Source organism: Megasphaera stantonii (assembly GCF_003367905.1).
Taxonomy (GTDB): Bacteria; Bacillota; Negativicutes; order Veillonellales; family Megasphaeraceae; genus Megasphaera; species Megasphaera stantonii.
Genome location: NZ_CP029462.1, coordinates 1,817,130 through 1,838,826 on the forward strand (window position 1 = coordinate 1,817,130; position 21,697 = coordinate 1,838,826).

Genomic DNA, 21,697 nt, shown 5'->3' on the forward strand with positions numbered 1-21,697 from the left:
CCGCCCTTATGGCATATCGCTTGGAGAATGCTTCGGAAAAACTTAAAGCTGCCGACATGTTGTATCGCATCGGGTGTTATAAAGATGCGATACATCGCTCGTATTACGCCATTTTTTCAGCTATGCGGGCAGTGCTGGCCTTGGATGGAATAGATTATGCAAAGCATGCCGGTGTTATTTCGTATTTTTAGAAAACATATATTAAAACGGGTATATTTGAAAAAAAGTATTCAAAGTATATTAGTATTGCCTTCCAAATTCGAAACAACTGCGATTATGCCGATTTCTTTTTAGTCAGCGAAGACGATGCGCATGAGCAGTTAACCCATGCCAGGGAATTTATAGAGGCCGTTCGGCGATATCTGGAAGACATCGGTCGTGCATAAACAGACGCAGCCCCGGCGGAAGAATGCGAGTCGTTCTTTCGCCGGGGCTGCAATTTTTTGCATATAGAGATTAAGTTTCCTCCTGAAGGAGGCGCTTGGCCGTGAACTGGTCCGTAATGAGGACGTTGGCGTAGCCGCCTTTTAAGGCCGCGCGGATGCTGGCGATTTTGGCTGCGCCGCCCGACAGGAGGATGCTGTATTCTTTGGTCCGCAGGCAGTCGAGGTCGATGCCGACGGTGCGGTTGTTCAGGTCGGGACTGGAAATATTGCCGTCCTTGTCGAAGAAGCGGGAGCAGATATCGCCGACGGCATGGGTCTTGAGAAATTCCTTTTCTTCTTCGTCGGCGTAGCCCAGACGGAAAAAGAGGGCGTTGTCGCGGACCGTGCCGACGCTGAACAAGGCGATGTTGGCGTTGCGGCCCAGTTCCAGGACGCGCTTGATGTGGCGGTCCTTGTAGACCATATCCTTTACGGTCTTCGAGTCGAACAGTACGGGCAGGGGCAGGTACTGGGCGATGGTTTCGTAGTTTTTGGCGAAGCGCTCGAGGATTTCGTTGGCGTAGGTTTCGCCGGCGGCCAGGGTAATGCCCCCTTCGAGCTGGACGATCTGCGCGCCCCGCAGGGGGTGGGGCAGTAGGGCGTGGGACAGGCAGTGCATGGTCGTGCCCCAGCCGACGCCGATGATGTCGCCGTCCTGGACGATTTTGCTGAGGTATTCGGCGCCTACCTGGCCGATATATTTTTTGATGTCTTCTTCGTCTTCAATGGGCGCGTTGGCGATGCAGGCGTCCTTGAGGCCGAAGGCGGAAATGATTTTTTTGGCCAGGAGGCTCTGGTCTTCGATGGGGTCGAAGATTTCGATGCGGACGAAGCCCATGTCCTTTGCGTACTGGAGGATGCGCGACACGGACGGGCGGGACAGGCTGAGCTCTTTGGCGATTTCTGTCTGGCTGTATCCCGATTGGTAGTATAGTTTGGCAGCGCTGATGGCTATTTTATTTTTATTGTTTTGCATGGTGATCCGCCTTATCTGAGAAAATGGCAATGTAGTTCATATAGCTGTCTGTATTACTTTAATTATAGCACAGGATGAGGCAACAAGGATATGTATTGTCAAAAATAAACCTAAAATAGAGGCTATCTTTTGATGACAAATATTCCATAAGTAGTATACTCTATTTATAAATTGCGAAAAAGACATAGCCCGTTGACAGGTTATATGTGATATGCAATACAAGGAAAAAATGTAAAATAGATATTGCAATTATTTTCACATGCTAATATAATTAAGATAACGCATAACCCATATGCTAAACCTGAAAGAAGAGAAGAGAAAAGAGATGTGTTGAAAGGAGTCTGGTATTATGCAGAAGAAGTATGTTATGGCGTTGGATGCGGGGACGACGAGTAACCGCGCGATTATTTTTGACGAAGAATCCCGCATCGTCAGCGTCAGCCAGAAAGAATTTACCCAGTATTTCCCCCAGCCTGGGTGGGTAGAACATGACGCGAACGAAATCCTCCACACGATGGTGGAAGTCATGAAGGGCGCTTTGGAACAGAGCGGCCTGACGGCGGCCGACATTTCGGCTATCGGCATTACGAACCAGCGCGAAACGGCTGTCGTATGGGATAAGACGACGGGCTGTCCCATTTACAACGCCATCGTCTGGCAGTCCCGCCAGACTGCGGCTATTTGTGAAGATTTGATCAAACAGGGCCTGGTCGACGAATTCAAGGAAAAGACGGGCCTGGTCATCGACGCTTATTTCTCCGGCACGAAGGTAAAATGGATTTTGGATACTGTCGAAGGGGCGAGAGAAAAGGCCGAAAAGGGCGAGCTCCTCTTTGGTACCATTGATTCGTGGCTCATCTGGAAGCTCAGCGGCGGCACGGTACATGTAACGGATTATTCCAATGCGTCCCGTACGCTGATGTTCAATATCAAGACCCTCGAATGGGACGACCAGCTCCTTTCGTATCTCGACGTGCCGAAGAGCATGCTGCCGGAAGTCCGTCCGTCCAGCGACGTCTACGGCTACACGGACCCGGCCATCCTCGGCGCTCCTGTCAAGATTGCCGGCGCGGCCGGCGACCAGCAGGCGGCTCTCTTCGGCCAGACCTGTTTCGATCCGGGCATGGCGAAGAACACCTACGGTACGGGCTGCTTCCTCCTTATGAATACGGGCACGGAACCGATCACGTCGAAAAACGGCCTCGTCACGACGATTGCCTGGGGCCTCGACGGCAAGGTAGAATACGCGCTCGAAGGCTCGATTTTCGTCGCCGGCTCGGCTATCCAATGGCTCCGCGACGGCCTGCGCCTCATCGACACGGCTCCCGACTCGGAATGGGTAGCCAAACGCGTCCCCGACTCGGACGGCGTATACGTCGTGCCGGCCTTCGTCGGCCTCGGCGCTCCGTACTGGGATATGAACGCCCGCGGCACGATTATCGGCATTACCCGCGGCACGACGAAAGCCCATATCGTCCGGGCAACGCTTGACTCCATGGCGTATCAGACGATGGATGTCCTCAGTGCGATGGAAGCCGACTCGGGCATCAAATTGGCGGCTCTCAAGGTAGACGGCGGCGCCTGCGCCAACAACATGCTCATGCAGTTCCAGGCCGACATTCTCCGCGTGCCTGTCGATCGTCCCCAAGTCATCGAAACGACGGCTCTCGGCGCGGCATACCTGGCCGGTCTGGCTGTCGGCGTATGGGAATCGAAGGACGAACTGCGCCATAGCTGGAAGCTCCAGAATCGTTTCGAACCGACAATGGACGCCGGCAAATCGGCGGCATATTACAAAGGCTGGCGCAAGGCTGTCAAACATGCCATGCACTGGCTCGACGACGAAGACTAATGGCGTAGCGTTCAGAAAGCGGGTGTCTGTATATGGATAACTTAATCGGTGAATTTTTTGGTACCATGGTGCTTATCGTGTTCGGGGCCGGCGTCTGCGCCTGCAACACGCTGACCAAATCGAAAGGCCAGAACGGCGGCTGGATCTGCATTACCGTCGGATGGGGCTTTGCCGTAACCCTCGGCGTATTTACGGCGACGACTCTCGGCGCGCCCCAGGGTGACTTGAACCCTGCCGTCACGCTGGCGAAGACGATGATCGGCATTTACACCTTTGAACAGTTCCTGGCGACGTCGGTCGTCCAGATTCTCGGCGCCATGGCCGGCGCGGCCATCGTCTGGCTGGCATACCTGCCCCACTGGGCGGAAACGGAAGACAAGGCGGCTAAATTGGGTATTTTCTGCACGGCTCCGGCCATCCGCAACTACCCGGCCAACATCCTGTGCGAAATCATCGGCACGTTCTTCCTGGTATTTGTCATCTGGATGATTTTCTCCAAGCAGGTCGGCGCGATTCCTCCCGGCGTAGGCCCGTACATCGTCGGCGTTCTGATCTGGGCTATCGGCCTCAGCCTCGGCGGTCCGACGGGGTATGCCATCAATCCGGCCCGAGACCTCGGTCCTCGTCTGGCTCACGCCATTTTGCCCATTGCCGGCAAAGGCGGCTCCGACTGGGGATATGCCTGGGTTCCCGTCGTCGCTCCGATCATCGGCGCGTTGGTAGCCTACGGCGTAGCTTCGGCTCTCAGCATTTTCTAATAATTCTATAAGCGGTTACGCGCAGGGACTTCTGACGATGACAGGAGTCCCTGTTTTATAGGAAGGGCTTGCCCATGCGGCGATTTTCTCATAGCTCAATTCCGCACAATGCAAAAATGGAATTTTGTAAAATTGCTATTGCAATTATTTTCACAAACAGATATAATGAAACCATCAGGTAAACACTATTGTATTGGATTCCGCAAAGAAAGAGGTTGTGAACATGACAAAACAAGCAGATGTCGTCGTCATCGGCGGCGGTATTACCGGCGCTGCCATACTGTATGAATTGGCAAAATATAACCTTCGTGCAGTCTTGGTAGAACAGGAACCGGAACTGGCTGCTGGCACGACAAAGGCCAACAGCGCGATTCTCCACGCCGGCTTCGATGCTCCCACTGGCAGCATGAAGGCCCGCATGAACGTAGAAGGCAACGCCATGTACCATGAGCTGAAGGACGAACTGGATTTGGAAATCGAATGGACAGGCTCCTTCGTCGCCGCCGTAGACGACGAAGAAATGAGCGTCCTGCAGGAACTCCTCGAACGGGGCCAGGCCAACGGCGTTCCCGGCCTTGAAATCTGGGACGGCGACAAGGTCCGCGAAAAGGAACCGAACCTCAGCAAGGATATCAAAGGTGCTCTTTGGGCTCCGACTGCCGGCATCTGCTGGCCCTTCGGCATGGCCTTGGCCTTTGCTGAAAACGCCGTCATCAACGGTGCCGAAGTGCTTCGCGAATGCCAGGTAACGGGCATTACCGTAGAAAACGGCGCAGTGAAAGCCGTCGAAACGGACCAGGGCACGATTGAAACGAAATATGTCATCAATGCCGCCGGCGTCCATGCCGACGACGTAAGCCGTATGGCCGGCGACGATTCCTTTACCATCACGCCGCGCCGTGGCGAATACATCCTCTTTGACAAGACGGCGCAGAAAGACCTCGTATACTCGCCGATTTTCCCGACGCCGACGAAAATGGGCAAGGGCATCCTCGTCTGCGCGACGACTCACGGCAACGTATTCGTAGGCCCGAACGCCCACGACCTGGACGGCAGTGAAAAAGACGACACGGCCGTCACGATTCCGGGCATGAACGAAATCCTCGAAAAAGCCCGCAAACTCGTGCCGAACATTCCGGCCGGCGCAGCGATTACGGAATTTGCCGGCGTCCGCGCCGTATCCAGCACGGGCGATTTCATCATCGGCCACTCTGAAAAGACCAAGGGCCTCTTCCAGGCAGCCGGCATCCAGTCTCCGGGCCTGACGTCGGCCCCGGCTATCGCCAAGGCTATCGTAGGCGAAATCGTCGCCGAAACGGGCGCGGCGCAGAAGGAAGACTACAAGAAAGGCCGTCCGGCCCAGCCCTGCTTCCGCACCCTCAGCGATGACGACAAGAAAGCCCTCATCGCGAAGGACGCTGCATACGGCCGCGTCATCTGCCGCTGCGAAACGATTACGGAAGGCGAAATCATCGACGCCATCCGCCGCCCTGTAGGCGCGCGCACCGTCGACGGCGTAAAACGCCGCACCCGCGCCGGCATGGGCCGCTGCCAAGGCGGCTTCTGCGGTCCCCGCGTCACGCAGATTTTGGCTCGCGAACTGAACATCCCCGTAACGGAAGTTCGCAAGGAAATGAGAAAATCCTATATGTTCTACGATAAAGAAACTCAGAGCGGAGGTAAGGCATAATGGCTGAACAACTGTATGATATTATCATCGTCGGCGGCGGCCCGGCAGGTCTTTCGGCCGCATACAGCGCTTGGGAAAACGGCGCGAAGAAAATCCTCGTCCTCGAACGCGACCGCGAAGCGGGCGGCATTCTCCAGCAGTGCATCCACAACGGCTTCGGCCTGCATCACTTCAAGGAAGAGCTGACCGGCCCGGGCTACGCGCAGCGATGCTACGACCTGGTAAAGGATAAACCGGAAATCGAAATCCTCGTCGATACGATGGTTCTCGACGTCCATGAAGATAAAACCGTCACGGCTGTCAGCCCGAAACACGGCCTCATCACCGTACAGGGCAAGACGATCATCCTCACCATGGGCTGCCGCGAACGTACCCGCGGCGCCATCCGCACGCCGGGCTACCGTCCGGCCGGCGTATTCACTGCCGGCGCAGCGCAGCGCATGGTTAACATGGAAGGCTACCTGCCGGGCAAGAAGATCGTCATCCTCGGCAGCGGCGACATCGGCCTCATCATGGCCCGCCGCATGTCCCTCGAAGGCTGCAAGGTGCAGGCTGTTCTCGAAATCTGCCCCTTCTCCAACGGCCTGACCCGCAACATGGTACAGTGCCTGTACGACTACGACATTCCCTTGTACCTGTCCCATACGATTACGGCCATTCACGGCAAAGACCGCGTGACGGGCATTACGGCTGCTAAAGTCGACGACCATATGCAGCCCATTCCGGGTACGGAATTTGACATTGACTGCGACACGCTGCTCCTGTCTGTCGGCCTCATTCCGGAAAACGAATTGTCCCGCGGCTTAGGTCTCGCCATGCATCCGCTGACGAGCGGCCCCATCGTCGACCAGCACCGTGAAACGAGCATGCCCGGCATCTTCGCCGCCGGCAACGTCGTTCACGTTCACGACCTCGTCGACTTCGTATCGGAAGAAGCAGAAATCGCCGGCAAGTTCGCTGCCCTGAAGGCTCTGGGCCAAATGGAAGGCGAAGTCGCCGACGTCAAGGTCGAACCGGCCGACGAAGTACGCACCTGCGTGCCCCAGCACATCCGCGCCGCAGCCGAAGGCGAAACGGTCCGCTTGTTCATGCGCGTCCGCCGTCCTCTCAAGAAATGCCGCCTGACGGTTACGAGCGGCGACGACGTCTTAGTGAGCAGAGTCCTCCCTGTCGCTAAACCGAGCGAAATGATTGCCGTCAACGTGCCGGCTGACAAAGCGAAAGGCCATCATGCCGACTGGACTGTTTCCGTAAAGGAGGAAGCGTAACATGAGTGTAGAAACGAAACAACTGAACTGCATCAACTGCCCCATGGGCTGCCTGCTGACCGTTACCTTGACGGACGGCGCGATTACGGACGTAACGGGCAATACCTGCCCCCGCGGCGAAACATACGCCCATCAGGAATTGACCAATCCCCAGCGCATGCTGACCTCGACGGTACGCATTTCCGGCGGCGAGCTGCCTCTCCTGCCGGTCGTATCGAAATCGACCCTGCCGAAGGGCAAAATCCTCGAATGCGCCCAGGCGCTGCGGGCTGTTTCCATCGAAGCCCCCGTTAAGACCGGCGACGTCATCGTAGCCGATATCCTAGGCCTCGGCGTGGACATCGTAGCCAGCCGCGATATGGATAAGATTTAAGGAAGACGTAAGGAAGACGCAGTATATGCCAATATAATGCAACCTTCATCAAAGGACTGTCATGATAAGATCATGGCGGTCCTTTTCTTTTGCCCTGTTTGCAGGCGAAATGAAGGGCCTGCTTGTGATATAATATAGGAAAGGAAGACAGCCGAATGCCTACGACGATTAACCGGCTCAACGATTTTTATGTCAAGTATTTATTGGGAAGCGAGAAGCGCAAGCATTTGAGATCCACTTTTTGAACGCCGTCCTGTACGGCGACGATGCGCCGCAGATTGCCGACGTGTTCTTTCTCGACAAGGATTTGGACCCGGAGCGGGCGGACGGAAAGCCGGCCAAGCTCGATATACTGGCGAAAACCGATCAGGGGATGCTGATCAACGTCGAGGTGCAGGTGCGGCGGCAGGCTCATTTGGCCGAGCGGTTTTTATTCTATTGGGCGGAAATGTACGGCAGCCAGATGAAGCGGGGCGACGGCTACTACGCGCTGAAGCCGTCGGTGTCCATCATTCTGACGGAGTTTGACCATCTGCCGGAAGCAAGCTGGCACAATGCGTACTCTATCTGCAACGACGTATCCCGCAGGCGGCTGACCGATCATTTTGCCATGCACTTTATTGAATTGAAGAAGTTTACGTACAGCGACGTAAAGGCCCTCCATCGGCTGGGGCGCTGGACGGCGTACTTTTCCAACTGCGGAGACAGGGAAACGGAGGAATTAGCCATGAGCGATCCGGTAATGAAAGAAGTCGTACAGGCTGAAACGGCCTTTACAGAAGACGAAATCATGCGGAGAAAATATTCGCAGCGCGAAAAAGCCGTGAGAGACTATATTTCTGCTATGGATGAGGCGAGAAATGAAGGACTGCAAGAGGGAATCGTGCAGATGGCGGTAAAGATGTTGGAAAACGGAATCGACCGGCATACCGTAGCTGCCATCACTGGGGTGAGCGAACAGGAACTCGCAGCTTTGAAAACGGCTGCGGCAGGAGGCTGTGATGCATAAGGATACGACGATACCGGCGGCAGAGCCTTTTACGGAAGAGCAGATACAGCGGTGGCGCCGCTTGCAGCGCGAAAAGGCCGAGAGAGAGTATATTTCCGATATGGAGGAAGCAAGACGTGAAGGGCTGCGAGAAGGTTTTGAAAAAGGTATAAATGAAGCGATTAAGAAAGGTATAAAATTGGGGATTATGCAGGTGGCAGCCAACATGCTGGCTGTCGGCATGGATATCCGTCAAGTCGCCAGTATTACGGAGCTGAGCGAAGCGGAACTGGATGCCTTGAAACGCGGCGTATAATAAATCTATAATATAAAACAAGACGTTCCCATGACGGCTGCCGCAATGCGGCCTGTTAGGGAACGTCTTGTTTTTGTATGGTTCGCAGGATATATGATACTGCCTATCCTTGCGTTATTATATTATATATGTATATTACAGCTTGATGAATCCCGGCGTCGAGAGATAGCGGTCGCCGTTGTCCGGCAGGACGGCTACGATGGTCTTGCCGGCGTTTTCCGGCCGCTTGGCGATTTCTGCCGCGGCATGGAGGGCTGCGCCGCCGGAAATGCCGATGAGGAGGCCTTCGGCTTTTGTAAAGGCCTGGGCTGCCGTATAGGCTTCGTCTGTCGTGACGGCAGCTACTTCGTCGTAAATGGTCTTGTCGAGGGTTTCGGGGACGAAATTCGCGCCGATGCCCTGCAGCTTATGGGGGCCGGCGTGGCCTTCGGACAGGAGCGGCGAATCGGCTGGTTCGACGGCTACGACCTGAACGGACGGCTTTTGTCCCTTCAGATATTGTCCCGTGCCGCTCAGGGTACCGCCCGTGCCGACGCCGGCGACGAGGATATCGACGGCTCCGTCCGTATCGTCGTAGATTTCCGGGCCTGTCGTGGCCTTGTGGATGGCCGGGTTGGCCGGATTGATAAACTGGCCGGGAATAAAGCCGTGCAGCTCTTTGGCTAATTCTTCAGCCTTGTCGACGGCTCCCTGCATGCCCTTGGCCCCTTCCGTCAGGACGATGTCTGCGCCGTAGGCTGCGATGAGCTTGCGCCGTTCGACCGACATGGTTTCCGGCATGGTGAAGATGGCCTTATAGCCTTTGGCGGCGGCGACGGCAGCCAGGCCGATGCCCGTATTGCCGCTCGTCGGCTCGATGATGACCGTTCCCGGCTTGAGGAGGCCCTTCGCTTCGGCGTCTTCAATCATGGCCTTGGCGATGCGGTCCTTAGCCGAGCCGCCGGGATTAAAGGCTTCCAATTTGACGAGCAGGCGGGCGCCGACGCTTTGGGCGGCGTTGAAACGGGCCGGTTCCAGCAGCGGCGTGCGGCCGATCAAATCGAGGATGGACGTATATATCTTTTTCATGAAAATCACTCCTTTATACTGTATGTAGTATGATTTGAAAATAAAATAGTAAAACTATACCATAAAATATACTAGATAAGTATATTTTAGCTATACAAAGGCAACGGGCTCCGCGCTGTTTACGGGGGAGGAGAGGTTCTTAGCGGCTGAGGCTGCGCAGATGCGGCTCGGCGTTGTCCATGGCGTTTACGCGCGACTGGAGGATGGCGACTTGCTGCTGCAAGGCGGCAATCTGGTCTTCGATGGGGTCGGGCAGGCGGTTGTGATCCAAATCGACGTCCTGCTCCGAATGGCTAATCTTTTTGCCCTGCTGGAGGACGACGCGGCCGGGAATGCCGACGACTGTCGAATAGGGCGGCACTTCTTTTAAGACGACGGAGCCGGCGCCGATTTTCGAGCCTTCGCCGACCGTAAAGGAGCCGAGTACCTTTGCTCCGCAGGCGACGACGACGTAATCTCCGATAGTCGGATGGCGCTTGCCCTTTTCCTTGCCCGTGCCGCCGAGGGTCACGCCCTGATAGAGGGATACGTTGTTGCCGATAATGGTCGTCTCGCCGATGACGATGCCCATGCCGTGATCGATGAACAGCCCTTCGCCGATCTGCGCGCCCGGGTGGATTTCAATTCCCGTGAAGAAGCGGGCAATAGTCGAGATGATGCGGGCCGTGACAAACCATTTGTGCAGGTAGAAGAAATGAGCCAGGCGGTATGCCCAGATAGCGTGCAGTCCCGAGTAGCACAGCAGGACTTCCAGGGTATTTTTTACGGCCGGGTCTCGTTCCTTAATGACGTGAATGTCCTTTCTCAGGGTGTTAAACATGAATGGTGCCTCCTTGTGTCGTACGAATAAATGCTGAAATACAAAAAAGCCGCAGTCCCTAAACAGAGACGGCGGCCCGCGGTTCCACTCTGATTTGCAGGCATCTCAGCGATGCGCTGCACCTCAAGGCCCATAACGGCGGCAAACCGTGACAACCTACTATATGTTCAGCTGCCCTGCTCCCAAAGGCATTCCATCGTACTAGGCGGCGGCAGGAGCTCTCAGCCGGTGACTCCCGTTCTCTGTATAGCTTTCGTACGTGTACTTGTTTTGGTCATTGCATTTTTCGTTGGGAACATAATACCGTTTGTTTGAACGTTTGTCAAGGTATTTTTTGCAAGGTTATAAAAAATTTACATTTTTCCGTATTCTAAAACGGGCTATTTGGAATGCGATGCGCGTCAAGTTGAAATGAATTATTGTAATGTTCAGATGCACATTGCAGGACAGGTGATGCAGTGGAAATAGAACATAACATTGCGTCATAAAATAACGGATAATGTATACAAAATAGAATTATAATGTAAAATAAATGAATTTTAAAACAAATAAAAATGAAAATTAATACTATAAATACGAATAGTCAAAGTGGAACATGGAAGGAGCTTTGTTGGAAAAACGTGCGGGATTAACCTTATAAATAATAATTTTTAATCATAGTAAAATGCTGAAAAAGTCATGATAAAAAGACATAGCGGCATGCAAAATACCTGATAAAACCTAGTGAAATAGCGAATATTATACTACAGAGGTATTAATTTAAGTAATATAAACTTGTCAAGTGTATTGCTATGTCATATATGCAAATATGACTATAAAGCATGGATTTGTGAGTATCGTTTCACAAAATATATTGCGACTTTGCGTCAGACTCGTTGCATAAATTGTATAAAATGCTATACTTATATTAATACTTTAATAGTATGCCATGCATTCATTTAAATTTTATATTTGACGTAAAGAGGTGTGAACATGGAAAAAGCAGAATTGTACGAAACGTTCCAAAAAGGATTAACCAGCGTCGCTGGGGAATGCTATTTGGCTAAAAAAGCCGACGTAGCAGCAACTCTTGTCAAGATTTTCCAGGAAAAGGATGTAAAGGATGTCGCTCTGGTCGAAACGCCGCTCCTGAAAGAAGCCGGCGCAGCCGACGCCTTGAAGGCGGCAGGCATTAAGACCGACACGGATCACTTCCGCAAAAACGCTCCCTATGACAAAGGCGGCGTAACGGAAGCCGATTACGGCGTCGCCAACCTGGGCTCCCTCGTCCAAATGAAGGATGATATTGACGACCGTATCGTAGAAATCGTAGCGGACGTATATGTCGGCATTATCAAGTTGTCGAAGATCGTCGACGATTTCGATTCCATGATCGACATTATGGCCGAAACGAAGCCATTCCCGAAATTTGCCGGCATCATTACGGGCCCGAGCCGTACGGCCGACATCGAATGCGTCAGCACGGTCGGCGTCCACGGACCGCGCCAGTATGCCGTCATTGTTGTGGAAGATGAGTAAAGGAGGGAATGACACATGTCAACTGAAATGGATTTGTTGAAACAAGAAATCGAGCGCGCAATGGACAACGCGCCTTTGCAGAAAGCGCTGAAAAACTTTACGACTGCGTATCCCGGCAACCGCGAACGCGTTTACAAAGGATACGACTTTGAAGCCCTGCGGGAAAAGGTGCACGAAGTAAAATCCTACGCCCGCGACCACATCGACGAACTGCTCGACGAATTCGAAAAGAACGCTACGGCCAACGGCGCCGTCGTATTCCGCGCCCATTCGCCGCAGGAAGCCTTCGACTACGCGTTGAAGGTAGCAAAAGAACAGAACGTCAAACTCGTCGTCAAATCGAAATCCATGGCATCGGAAGAAATCCACTTCAACCCGGGCTTTGAAGCCGCAGGCATTCACGCGCAGGAAACGGACTTGGGCGAATTCATCAACGCCATCGCCGGCGACACGCCGTCCCACATGGTAATGCCCGCCATTCACTACTCCAAGGAAGACGTAGCCGACCTGTTTACGTCCTATACGAAAGAAAAAGAAGTTCCCGATATTTCCAAGGAAGTTAAAACGGCCCGCCGCGTCATGCGTGAAAAATTCCTGACCGCTGAAATGGGCGTATCCGGCGCCAACGCCGCCGTCGCTGAAACGGGCACGGTCATCACTATGAGCAACGAAGGCAACGGCCGTATGGTAGGTACTTTGCCGGCCAGCCACATGTACATCTTCGGCATTGAAAAATTCGTCGCCAAGATGAGTGATATCCGCTATATCTTCAAGGTCCTGCCCCGCAACGGCACGGCTCAGAACCTGACGACGTACCTGTCCTTCTACACGGGCGCGACGGATGTCGTAACGGATCCGGAAAACGATACGAAGCAGAAGAAGAGCTTCCATATCATCATCCTCGATACGCCGGAACGCCGCAAGATCATGAACGATCCCGATTACAAGGACATTTTCTGCTGCATCCGCTGCGCAGCCTGCCTCAACGTATGTCCGGCCTTCCGCCTCGTCGGCGGCCACGTATACGGCGGCAGCATCTACACCGGCGGTATCGGCACGCTGCTCACGGCCTTCCTCAACAGCCGCGAACGCGGTAAAGAAATTCAGAATATCTGTCTCCAGTGCGGCACGTGCAACACCGTCTGCGGCGGCAAGCTCGACATCGCCGGCATGATCCTGAAGCTGCGCACGAAGTACGCTCAGGAAGACGGCCTCAACCCGATTCATAAGTTCTGCCTCGACACGGTCGCCGACCGCCATCTGTTCCATTCCATGCTGCGCATCGCATCGGTCGCCCAGGGCGCGATTACCAAAGGCCAGCCGATGATTCGCCATATGCCGATGTTCCTGTCCGGCCTGACGTCGGGCCGCAGCCTGCCGAGCATCGCTCCGCAGCCGTTCCGCGACGTACTGCCGACGATCAAACAGGACGTTCCCAATCCGAAGGGCAAGATTGCCATCTTCACGGGCTGCCTCCTCGATTTCGTATACGTAGACATCGCGACGGCCGTCGTCAAAGCCCTCAACATGGCCGGCTACGTCGTAGAAATGCCTCTCGGCCAGTCCTGCTGCGGCGCTCCGGCGACGTACATGGGCGACGCTGAAAACGCTAAGAAAGAAGCGGCGCTCAACATCGAAGCTATGGAAGCGGAAAAATACGACTACATCGTATCGGCCTGCCCGACCTGCACGCACGCTCTGCGCGATTACAAGGAAATGTTCAAGGACGATCCGGAAATGTACAAGAAGGCTTCCGAACTGAGCGACAAGTCTTACGACTTCTCCAAGCTGCTCCACATGCTCGGCGGTCTCCCGGACAACGGCGATGGCGTTCCCATGAAGGTTACGTATCACGATTCGTGCCATATGAAACGCTACATGGGCGTATATAAAGAACAGCGCGAACTCCTGGAAGGCACGAAGGGCGTAGAAATCGTAGAAATGAACAACTGCGATAAATGCTGCGGCTTCGGCGGCTCCTACTCGATTAAATTCCCCGAAATGTCCGCTCCGATGCTCGAAGAAAAGATCGACAACATCGTGGCTACCGGCGCCGACACCGTGGCTGTCGACTGCCCGGGCTGCCTGCTCCAGATCAAAGGCGGTCTCGACGCGCGCGGCCTGAACAACATCCAGGTAAAACATACGGCCCAGATTCTCGTAGAAAAGAGAGAAAAACAGTAACTCCTAACACGGCCGGAAAGGTGTATTGGAACGGCGATGATAAAACAGACATTATTAGAAAACAGCGTTCGGAAATTTATGCCGAAGTATTTTGCCAACGTCAGTGATGAGCAAATAGAGAAGATAAAGAACTATATACAGGCCTTTACGGCCCATACCTTTGCCGGAACGCCGACCGGCGCGGTACTTACCGACGCGACGGCGTCAGAAGGAAAGATGATACGGCCCCGCCTGTTGATGATGGCCTCGGAGTACGGCCCCAAACGCGGCGACGCGCAGGAAACGCTGTATAAGCTGGCGGCTATCGTCGAAATGACGCATTTGGCTTCGCTGATTCACGATGATGTCGTCGACGACGCTCCTTTCCGACGGGGCAAGCCGTCCATCCAGAGCCGGTACGGAAAAAACGCCGCCGTCTACGCTGGAGATTTCCTCATGAGCCGCATCAGCTATCACCTCATGAAGGAGGGCTTGAACCGGGCCGGCATGGTCCTGTCGAAGACGGTAGAGGAAATGTGCAGCGGCGAAATCGGCCAGGCTATGTGCCGGTACAAGGATACGGTGACGATTGACGAGTACCTGCGCAACATCCACGGCAAGACCGTGGCCCTGTTCATGGCCTGCTGCCGCATCGGCGCAATGGAAAGCGGCTGCAGCGAACAGCACGCCGGCATACTGGAATCCTTCGGCGAATGCCTGGGATACATGTTCCAGCTGCGGGACGACCTCCTGGACTTTACGGACGACAAGGCGCTGAACGGCAAGACCGTTCATCAGGATTTCCGCGAAGGCATCTACACGCTGCCCGTCCTCATCGCCTTGGAACGGCCCGGCGGCCGGGCTGCATTGACGCCCTACATGGAGCGCAGCGCAGCCGGCACGCTGACGGCCGCAGATATTCGGACGATGGAACGCATTGTAGCGGAATTCGGCGGCATGGAGGAAGCGTGGAAGTATATCCGCCGCTACCAGCGCCGGGCAGAAGAACTGCTGGCGTTCCTGCCGCCGTGTGACGCGGCGCCTCTCCTGCGCAAGCTCGTCAGCAAGCTGGGGGCGGTGTAATGGCGGGACGACAGGCCATGTCCGTGACGGCTGCCGTCCGGCTGGCCAATCCCCATTCGTGGGTAGCGGCAGTCTATCCGGCTGTCTTCGGCGAGCTGTACTGCCTGCTGGTCGGCTACGACCTATCGTGGCTCCAGGCCGTTCTCCTGCTGGGGGCGTGCATCCTCATGCAGTCGTCGGTCAATACGCTGAACGATTATTTCGATTTCGTAAAGGGAACGGACACGACGGACGACTTCGTCGAAGTCCACGACGCCGTGCTGGTATACGAAGACATTGCGCCGAAGCAGGCACTGTATTTAGGCCTCGCCTATCTGGCGGCGGCGGCCCTGCTGGTACTGCCGGTCATCATCGGCGCAGGCCCTGCGCCTTGGTGCATCGGCCTTGTCGGCGGCCTCGTCGTCCTGGCCTATTCAGGCGGCAAGACGCCCTTGTCCTACCTGCCCGTAGGCGAGCTCGTCTCCGGCGGCGTCATGGGCGGCCTCATTCCGCTAGGAGTAGCGGCAGCCGTACACGGCATCGTCGATGGCTTGGCTCTGATACTAGCCATTCCCTTCATCATCGGAATCGGCCTGGTCATGATGACCAATAATATCAGCGATATCGAAAAGGACCGGCAGGCCCGGCGCAAGACCCTTCCCGTCGTAGTGGGAAGGCCGAAGGCCGTAAGGCTGTACCGGGCGGCCGTCGTCTGCTGGATCGTGAGCCTCCTCGTCATCCCTGTCTGGTACGGCGGCCTCTCAGGCCTCGTCGTGCCGGCTCTCGCGGCCTTGACGGGCCGGAAGGTCTTTGCCTTCTTGCTGACATCGCCGTTGATTCCGCAGGAGCGGGTGCGGCAGATGAAATGCATCGCCATGGCCAACGTGCTGGGAAACGGCGCGTATTTGATCGGCGCGGCCCTGGCCGTGCTGGCAGGGAGGGCGGTCTGATGGATTCGATGGAAAAACGCAGGCGCGTGTACCGTATCTTCCAGGGCATTTCCCAGACCTACGACGGCGCGAACCGCCGCATCAGCCTGGGGCTGGAGCAATCGTGGAAGCGGGGCCTCGTCGAGGCTGTAGCCTTGCAGGTACCGGGCGGCGGCGCCGTGCTGGACGTCTGCTGCGGCACGGGCGATATTGCCGTAGCCGTAGCAAGGAGGCGGCCTGACGCAGCCGTTACGGGTCTTGATTTCTCGCCAGCCATGCTGGACGTGGCCCGCCGCAAGGGCGCGGCCCTGGAAAACCTGACCTGGCGGGAAGGCGACGCCATGGCCCTTCCCTTTGGAGACGATACGTTTTCGGCGGCGGCCATATCCTTCGGCCTTCGCAACACGCCTGATTACGGCGCGGTCCTGACGGAAATGACCCGCGTCGTTCGCCCCGGCGGCTGGGTATACTGTCTCGATTCCTTTGTACCTGACTCGCCGTTGATTCGACCCTTTTACGACCTGTATTTCCGCGGCGTCATGCCTCTATTGGGCGGTGGCTTCCGCCATCGCAGGGAATACCGGTGGTTGTGGCAGTCTACGCGGGACTTTCTCCGCAAGCGTGAGCTGACGGCCCTCTTTGCCGCCGTCGGCCTGGAGAAGGTCCGCGCTGACAGCCATCTCTTTGGAACCTGCGCGCTGCACAGCGGGCAGAAACCCCGATACATCTGAACGAACAGGAAATACTATACGTTTACATACATAAACCGGCGGAGCCGACGCACCGGAGCCGCACGGTTAAGGAGGGTAAGAACATGAGTAGTGAAGAAAAATTTGATGCTATCGTTGTTGGCGGTGGCTTGGCCGGTTCGGCGGCAGCCCTGACTATGGCAAAAGCCGGACTCGACGTTATGTTGATTGAACGCGGCAAATTCTGCGGCTCTAAGAACTCCAGCGGCGGCCGTATTTACGGTCACAGCCTGGAACGCCTGATTCCGAACTTTGCCGAAGAAGCTCCCATCGAACGCAAGATTACCCAGGAACGCCTGTCCCTCATGACGGAAGGCGGTGCCTTGAGCTTCCAGTACAATTCCGATAAGCTGCAGAACCTGAAATATCCGTCCTATTCCGTACTCCGCTCCAAATTCGACAAATGGATGGCTGAAAAAGCGGAAGAAGCCGGTGTCATGCTTCTCGAAGGCTTCCGCGTAGACAAGGTCCTCGTCGATGAAAACGGCAAGGCGACGGGCGTCGTCTGCGGCGACGAAGAATTCGACGCCGACGTCATCGTATTGGCCGACGGCGTAAACTCCCTGCTGGCACAGCAGCTGGGCATGAAACAGGAACTGGACCCGAAGGACGTAGCCGTAGGAGTAAAAGAAGTCATTTATCTCGGCGAAGACGTCATTAACGAACGCTTCGGCCTCCAGGGCGACGAAGGCGCGGCCTGGATGATCGCCGGCGACCCGACAGGCGGCAACCTCGGCGGCGGCTTCATCTACACCAATAAAGACAGCTTGTCCCTGGGCATCGTTACGACGATCAGCGACATCGGCCGCGTAGACGTCAGCGTCCCCGACATGGTAGAACGCATGAAGAATCATCCGTCCATCGCTCCCTTTATCAAAGGCGGCAAGCTGACGGAATATTCGGCTCACCTCGTTACGGAAGGCGGCCTCAAGATGATGCCCGAACTCGTACGGGACGGCGTAATCGTAGCCGGCGACGCAGCCGCTATGGTCGTCAACCTGGGCTACACGGTCCGCGGCATGGACCTGGCTATCGAATCGGGCCGTCTGGCCGGCGAAGCCGTCGTCCGGGCTAAGGCAAGAGAAGACTTCTCGGCGACAAGCTTGTCGTACTACAAACAGCTTCTCGACGAAAGCTTCATCATGAAGCTCATGAAACAATATCAGAACCTGCCGGGCCTCTTGGAAGACCACATCATCTTCAACGACGTTCCGAAGATGGCCGACGAATTTGCCGGCATGGTCTACAAAGTAGACGGCGGCTCGCCTGTTGCCCTGCCGATGATCGCCTTGACTGTCTTGGCTAACAACGGCGGCTTGAACGGACTCTTTGATCTTGGCAAAAAAGCTTGGGAGGCGATGTAAGATGGCAAAAATGAGCGTAGACGATAAACTCGGCGTAGTTAAATTCGTGACGGACGAACACGAATCCCATATTGAAATCAACGAAGATTATCAGGATGAAGCGGAAATCAAACGCTTGGTCATGGCTTGTCCGGCTGAATTGTACAAATACACAGACGGCAAATTGGTCTTCAACCATGAAGGCTGCCTGGAATGCGGCACGTGCCGCGTCATTTCCGGCGGCAAGGGCGTCAAGAGCTGGAATCATCCGAAAGGCGCTATGGGCGTAGAATATCATCACGGTTAATAGATAGCCTGCAGGAAGGCGGAAGGGCGGCGTACGCGCTGCCTTTCCGCTTTTTCTATGTATGAGCCTATGTTGCAGCCCCATAAAAAGCGATGCTGTATGAGCATATATGGTAAAAATTTAATCAAATTTTAATCTGAATCTAATTTACTTTTGCCCATAACCTGCTATTATAATAAGTGTAGAACAGATCATCTACGACGAGTTGAAGATATAAGTTGTTCATATACCCCTCGAACACCCCTATCTTATGTCTTCAGCAAAGCTAAGATATTATCTTCCCCCGATAGTATCTTACACTTAGAAAGAGCCGGCCCCCCTCGCCGGCTCTTTTGCTGTATATGGCAGCAGAAACGTAAAACGTTTATCTTTCATGCTGATAATGAACGATATTCATTCTGAGCTGCTGCGGGCGGTTTGGAGCATTTAGGGCAGCCCGGGAGAGAGAAGGCAGACTGTGCCTGTATATCTGAGGGAGAATGGTTTGGGACATGGCTGAAAATACTTTTTTTGCCCGATGCGGGGTCATTGACATTTTCAACTATTCGTGCAATAATGAGAAAGAACAAGGGACTAGTTCCCCGAACGACATGAGTCTGGAGGTGAAAAACATGCATGTAATTTCTGACGAATGCGTAAAATGCGGTTCCTGCGCAGGCGCTTGCCCGACTGGTGCTATCGAAGAAGGCGAAACGAAGTACGTTATCACTGACGCTTGCATCGATTGCGGTTCTTGCGAATCCGTATGTCCGACTGGTGCTATCTCTGCTGAATAATAGCACCCCCGACTATAAGATAAAAAAGGAGACATGTATATGTCTCCTTTTTTATTTGAATTTTGCCGGTCAATATGATAGGATAGAATCACTGTACGATATCGTACGGAAAGATGTGCACATAGGAGGTTTTGGGTGCAGGTATGGTATATCGCCCTGGTAATCATCGCGTTGGACCAGGGAAGCAAATGGCTGATTCAGCAAGGAATGACGCTTCATGAATCGATTCCGGTCATTCCGGGATTTTTTCATATTACATATATTTTAAACAGAGGCGCGGCGTTTGGTATTTTAGAAAATCAACGCTGGCTTTTTCTGATTATGGCAATACTATTGTTTGTATTGTACGCTGTATTTCGCAAGAAGCTGCCGGAGCATCGGGCGGTGCAGGCCGGCGCGGGCATGCTCCTGGGAGGCGCCTTCGGCAACGCCTTGGACCGCTTTCTGCACGGAGCTGTCGTCGACTTTTTCGATTTCCGCATCTGGCCAGTGTTCAACATCGCCGATATCGGCATCGTCGTCGGCGTATGCCTGCTGCTGTGGTACAGCTGGACACATATTTCTGAGTAAGCGAGGATACCAATATGGATGAAATACGAGTAACCGTAACGGAAGAATGGGCCGATACGCGGCTGGACGTCTATATGGCCAAGACGATGGATATATCCCGCAGCTTCGCCCAGCAGCTTGTCGAAACGGGCGATGTGCTGGTCAACGGCAAGGCGGCCAAGAGCAACCGCCGCCTGAGCGAAGGGGACGAAGTAGCCGTGACGATGGAGCAGCCGGCAGAGCTGCAGGCCGTGCCGGAAGATATCCCCCTGAATATCGTATACGAAGACAAGGACATCATCGTCGTCAATAAGGCCCGGGGCATGGTCGTCCATCCGGCGGCGGGAAATCCCGACGGCACGCTGGTCAACGCCCTGCTGTACCACTGCCGCGGCGAGCTGTCCGGCATCAACGGCGTCATACGCCCGGGCATCGTCCACCGCCTGGACAAGGATACGTCGGGCGTCATGGTGGCTGCGAAAAACGACGAAGCTCATAAGGGACTGGCCGCGCAGATCAAAGCCCATTCGGCCCGCCGTACCTATTGGGCCCTCGTCCACGGCAACATTGCCGAAGAAAAGGGCATCGTCGACGGCCCCATCGGCCGCCATCCCAAGGACCGGATCAAGATGGCCGTCACCTTTAAGGGCGGCCGCGAAGCCGTGACCCATTTCCGCGTCCTCAAGCGCTACGGCGAGTACACCTGGATTGAATGCAAGCTGGAGACGGGACGGACCCACCAGATCCGCGTCCATATGGCCTACATCGGCCATCCCGTCGTCAACGATCCCTTGTACGGCTATAAAAAAGATGATTTTCCCATTGAGGGGCAGGCCCTTCATTCCCATTGCCTGGACCTGGTCCATCCCGTCACGGGCGAGGCCATGCACTTCGAAGCGCCTATGCCCGACGATTTTGCAGCGTGCCTGCACCGTGCCGAACAGCACAGATAAGCGAGGTGTGTACGATGTGGAAAGAAAAAAATCTGCTCATGGATGAGAAAGCCATGGGCCGGGCGATTCGCCGCATTGCCCACGAAATCATCGAACGGAACAAAGGGCTGGACAATACGGTTCTCGTCGGCATTCATACCCGGGGCGTACCGCTGGCCAAACGGCTGGCAGCGGAGCTGTCGGCTATTGAAGGCCTGGCCGTACCGGTCTATGACCTGGATATTTCCGCCTATCGCGACGACGCCAAAAAGACGTCCATCAACATGGTCGCCAAAGGGCAGACCCGCTTCGACGCCGACGGCAAGACGGTCATTTTAGTCGACGACGTCCTCTTTACGGGACGGACGGTCCGCTCGGCCCTGAATGCCATCATGGAGCTGGGCCGGCCCCGCTACATCGAGCTGGCCGTCCTCGTCGACAGGGGGCACCGCGAGCTGCCGATCCGCGCCGATTACGTGGGGAAAAACGTGCCGACGTCGCGGCGCGAGGACATTTCCGTCCAGCTGCGCGAAGTAGACGGGCAGGAACAGGTCGTCCTGCGGGAACAAATCTGATATACTATATATAACAAGAGATATAGGACGCTTCGCAGCCTCCTTACCGTGTACGTTCTAAGGAAGTGATACTATGGTAGGTCAATTAGTAGGAATCGTCGTCGTCCCTCTCGTCGCCTTTATCGTGTATATGCTGTACGCAAAATACCTGCGGTAATGGCGCGGCGGCAGCTGCTCTATAGGGGAGCTGCCGTTTTTTTTATATGCCAATCCATGCTTTTAAAACATGGATTGGCATTTTTTCTAAGTATTTGTTATTG

The 21,697-nt window shown here is 54.9% G+C and carries 20 protein-coding genes and 2 pseudogenes; 19 read left to right on the plus strand and 3 right to left on the minus strand.

Features of this window, described 5'->3' with window-relative positions:
* Positions 1-8 precede the first annotated feature (8 nt).
* Positions 9-386: pseudogene (locus tag DKB62_RS12815) on the plus strand (HEPN domain-containing protein).
* Between the two features lie 70 nt (positions 387-456).
* Here the strand turns inward: DKB62_RS12815 and DKB62_RS08485 are convergent.
* Positions 457-1,401: a DNA-binding transcriptional repressor DeoR gene (locus DKB62_RS08485; RefSeq protein WP_107195397.1), complete on the minus strand. Its 945-nt coding sequence runs from the start codon at positions 1,399-1,401 to the stop codon at positions 457-459.
* A gap of 349 nt (positions 1,402-1,750) precedes the next feature.
* Here DKB62_RS08485 and glpK point away from each other — a divergent pair, with 349 nt between their 5' ends.
* The 7 genes and pseudogenes from glpK (at position 1,751) to DKB62_RS08520 (ending at position 8,646) form a co-directional block, all read left to right on the plus strand.
* Positions 1,751-3,253 carry a glycerol kinase GlpK gene (gene glpK / locus DKB62_RS08490; RefSeq protein WP_107195396.1) on the plus strand — a complete coding sequence of 501 codons (1,503 nt, stop codon included), beginning with the start codon at positions 1,751-1,753 and terminating at the stop codon, positions 3,251-3,253.
* 32 nt (positions 3,254-3,285) lie between these two features.
* On the plus strand, positions 3,286-4,011 hold the full coding sequence (locus tag DKB62_RS08495) for an MIP/aquaporin family protein (protein WP_087478366.1): 726 nt from the start codon (positions 3,286-3,288) through the stop codon (positions 4,009-4,011).
* Between the two features lie 223 nt (positions 4,012-4,234).
* Positions 4,235-5,701: an NAD(P)/FAD-dependent oxidoreductase gene (locus DKB62_RS08500; RefSeq protein WP_107195395.1), complete on the plus strand. Its 1,467-nt coding sequence runs from the start codon at positions 4,235-4,237 to the stop codon at positions 5,699-5,701.
* Positions 5,701-6,969 (plus strand): NAD(P)/FAD-dependent oxidoreductase, encoded by a 1,269-nt coding sequence (locus DKB62_RS08505; protein ID WP_087478368.1) that lies wholly within the window; start codon positions 5,701-5,703, stop codon positions 6,967-6,969. Before DKB62_RS08500 ends, DKB62_RS08505 begins: the two co-directional genes overlap by 1 nt.
* 1 nt (position 6,970) lies before the next feature.
* The gene (locus DKB62_RS08510; protein WP_087478369.1) at positions 6,971-7,342 is read left to right on the plus strand and encodes a DUF1667 domain-containing protein; all 372 of its coding nucleotides are present in this window, start codon (positions 6,971-6,973) and stop codon (positions 7,340-7,342) included.
* Between the two features lie 199 nt (positions 7,343-7,541).
* Positions 7,542-8,351 (plus strand): annotated as a pseudogene (locus DKB62_RS08515) (Rpn family recombination-promoting nuclease/putative transposase); the annotation flags it as partial.
* Positions 8,344-8,646 carry a hypothetical protein gene (locus tag DKB62_RS08520; protein WP_087478371.1) on the plus strand — a complete coding sequence of 101 codons (303 nt, stop codon included), beginning with the start codon at positions 8,344-8,346 and terminating at the stop codon, positions 8,644-8,646. The pseudogene DKB62_RS08515 and the gene DKB62_RS08520, both read left to right, overlap by 8 nt.
* 135 nt (positions 8,647-8,781) lie before the next feature.
* Here the strand turns inward: DKB62_RS08520 and cysK are convergent, their stop codons facing one another.
* Entirely contained in the window at positions 8,782-9,714 is a 933-nt protein-coding gene (gene cysK, locus DKB62_RS08525; protein ID WP_107195393.1) for a cysteine synthase A, read from the minus strand.
* A 139-nt stretch (positions 9,715-9,853) separates the two neighbouring features.
* Positions 9,854-10,600, minus strand: coding sequence for a serine O-acetyltransferase (gene cysE / locus DKB62_RS08530; RefSeq protein ID WP_255376426.1), 747 nt, complete (start codon positions 10,598-10,600; stop codon positions 9,854-9,856).
* A gap of 906 nt (positions 10,601-11,506) precedes the next feature.
* Here cysE and DKB62_RS08535 point away from each other — a divergent pair.
* From DKB62_RS08535 to pyrR, 11 genes are all read left to right on the plus strand, one after another.
* Entirely contained in the window at positions 11,507-12,052 is a 546-nt protein-coding gene (locus DKB62_RS08535; protein ID WP_087478374.1) for a LutC/YkgG family protein, read from the plus strand.
* A gap of 15 nt (positions 12,053-12,067) precedes the next feature.
* Positions 12,068-14,236, plus strand: a complete 2,169-nt coding sequence (ldhH, locus tag DKB62_RS08540; protein WP_107195392.1) for an L-lactate dehydrogenase (quinone) large subunit LdhH — start codon at positions 12,068-12,070, stop codon at positions 14,234-14,236.
* Positions 14,237-14,314: 78 nt separating this feature from the next.
* Positions 14,315-15,298 (plus strand): polyprenyl synthetase family protein, encoded by a 984-nt coding sequence (locus DKB62_RS08545; RefSeq protein ID WP_240320094.1) that lies wholly within the window; start codon positions 14,315-14,317, stop codon positions 15,296-15,298.
* Positions 15,298-16,227 carry a prenyltransferase gene (locus DKB62_RS08550; RefSeq protein ID WP_107195391.1) on the plus strand — a complete coding sequence of 310 codons (930 nt, stop codon included), beginning with the start codon at positions 15,298-15,300 and terminating at the stop codon, positions 16,225-16,227. The genes DKB62_RS08545 and DKB62_RS08550 overlap by 1 nt, the downstream gene beginning before the upstream one ends.
* Entirely contained in the window at positions 16,227-16,937 is a 711-nt protein-coding gene (locus DKB62_RS08555; protein ID WP_107195390.1) for a ubiquinone/menaquinone biosynthesis methyltransferase, read from the plus strand. Before DKB62_RS08550 ends, DKB62_RS08555 begins: the two co-directional genes overlap by 1 nt.
* 83 nt (positions 16,938-17,020) lie before the next feature.
* Positions 17,021-18,319 carry an FAD-dependent oxidoreductase gene (locus DKB62_RS08560; protein ID WP_107195389.1) on the plus strand — a complete coding sequence of 433 codons (1,299 nt, stop codon included), beginning with the start codon at positions 17,021-17,023 and terminating at the stop codon, positions 18,317-18,319.
* 1 nt (position 18,320) lies between these two features.
* Positions 18,321-18,605, plus strand: coding sequence for a 4Fe-4S dicluster domain-containing protein (locus DKB62_RS08565; RefSeq protein WP_087478380.1), 285 nt, complete (start codon positions 18,321-18,323; stop codon positions 18,603-18,605).
* A 611-nt stretch (positions 18,606-19,216) separates the two neighbouring features.
* The gene (locus DKB62_RS08570; RefSeq protein ID WP_087478406.1) at positions 19,217-19,381 is read left to right on the plus strand and encodes a DUF362 domain-containing protein; all 165 of its coding nucleotides are present in this window, start codon (positions 19,217-19,219) and stop codon (positions 19,379-19,381) included.
* 135 nt (positions 19,382-19,516) lie between these two features.
* Positions 19,517-19,951: a signal peptidase II gene (lspA, locus tag DKB62_RS08575; protein WP_087478381.1), complete on the plus strand. Its 435-nt coding sequence runs from the start codon at positions 19,517-19,519 to the stop codon at positions 19,949-19,951.
* A 14-nt stretch (positions 19,952-19,965) separates the two neighbouring features.
* On the plus strand, positions 19,966-20,883 hold the full coding sequence (locus DKB62_RS08580; protein ID WP_107195388.1) for an RluA family pseudouridine synthase: 918 nt from the start codon (positions 19,966-19,968) through the stop codon (positions 20,881-20,883).
* 14 nt (positions 20,884-20,897) lie between these two features.
* Positions 20,898-21,437 (plus strand): bifunctional pyr operon transcriptional regulator/uracil phosphoribosyltransferase PyrR, encoded by a 540-nt coding sequence (pyrR, locus tag DKB62_RS08585; protein WP_087478383.1) that lies wholly within the window; start codon positions 20,898-20,900, stop codon positions 21,435-21,437.
* Positions 21,438-21,697 lie beyond the last annotated feature (260 nt).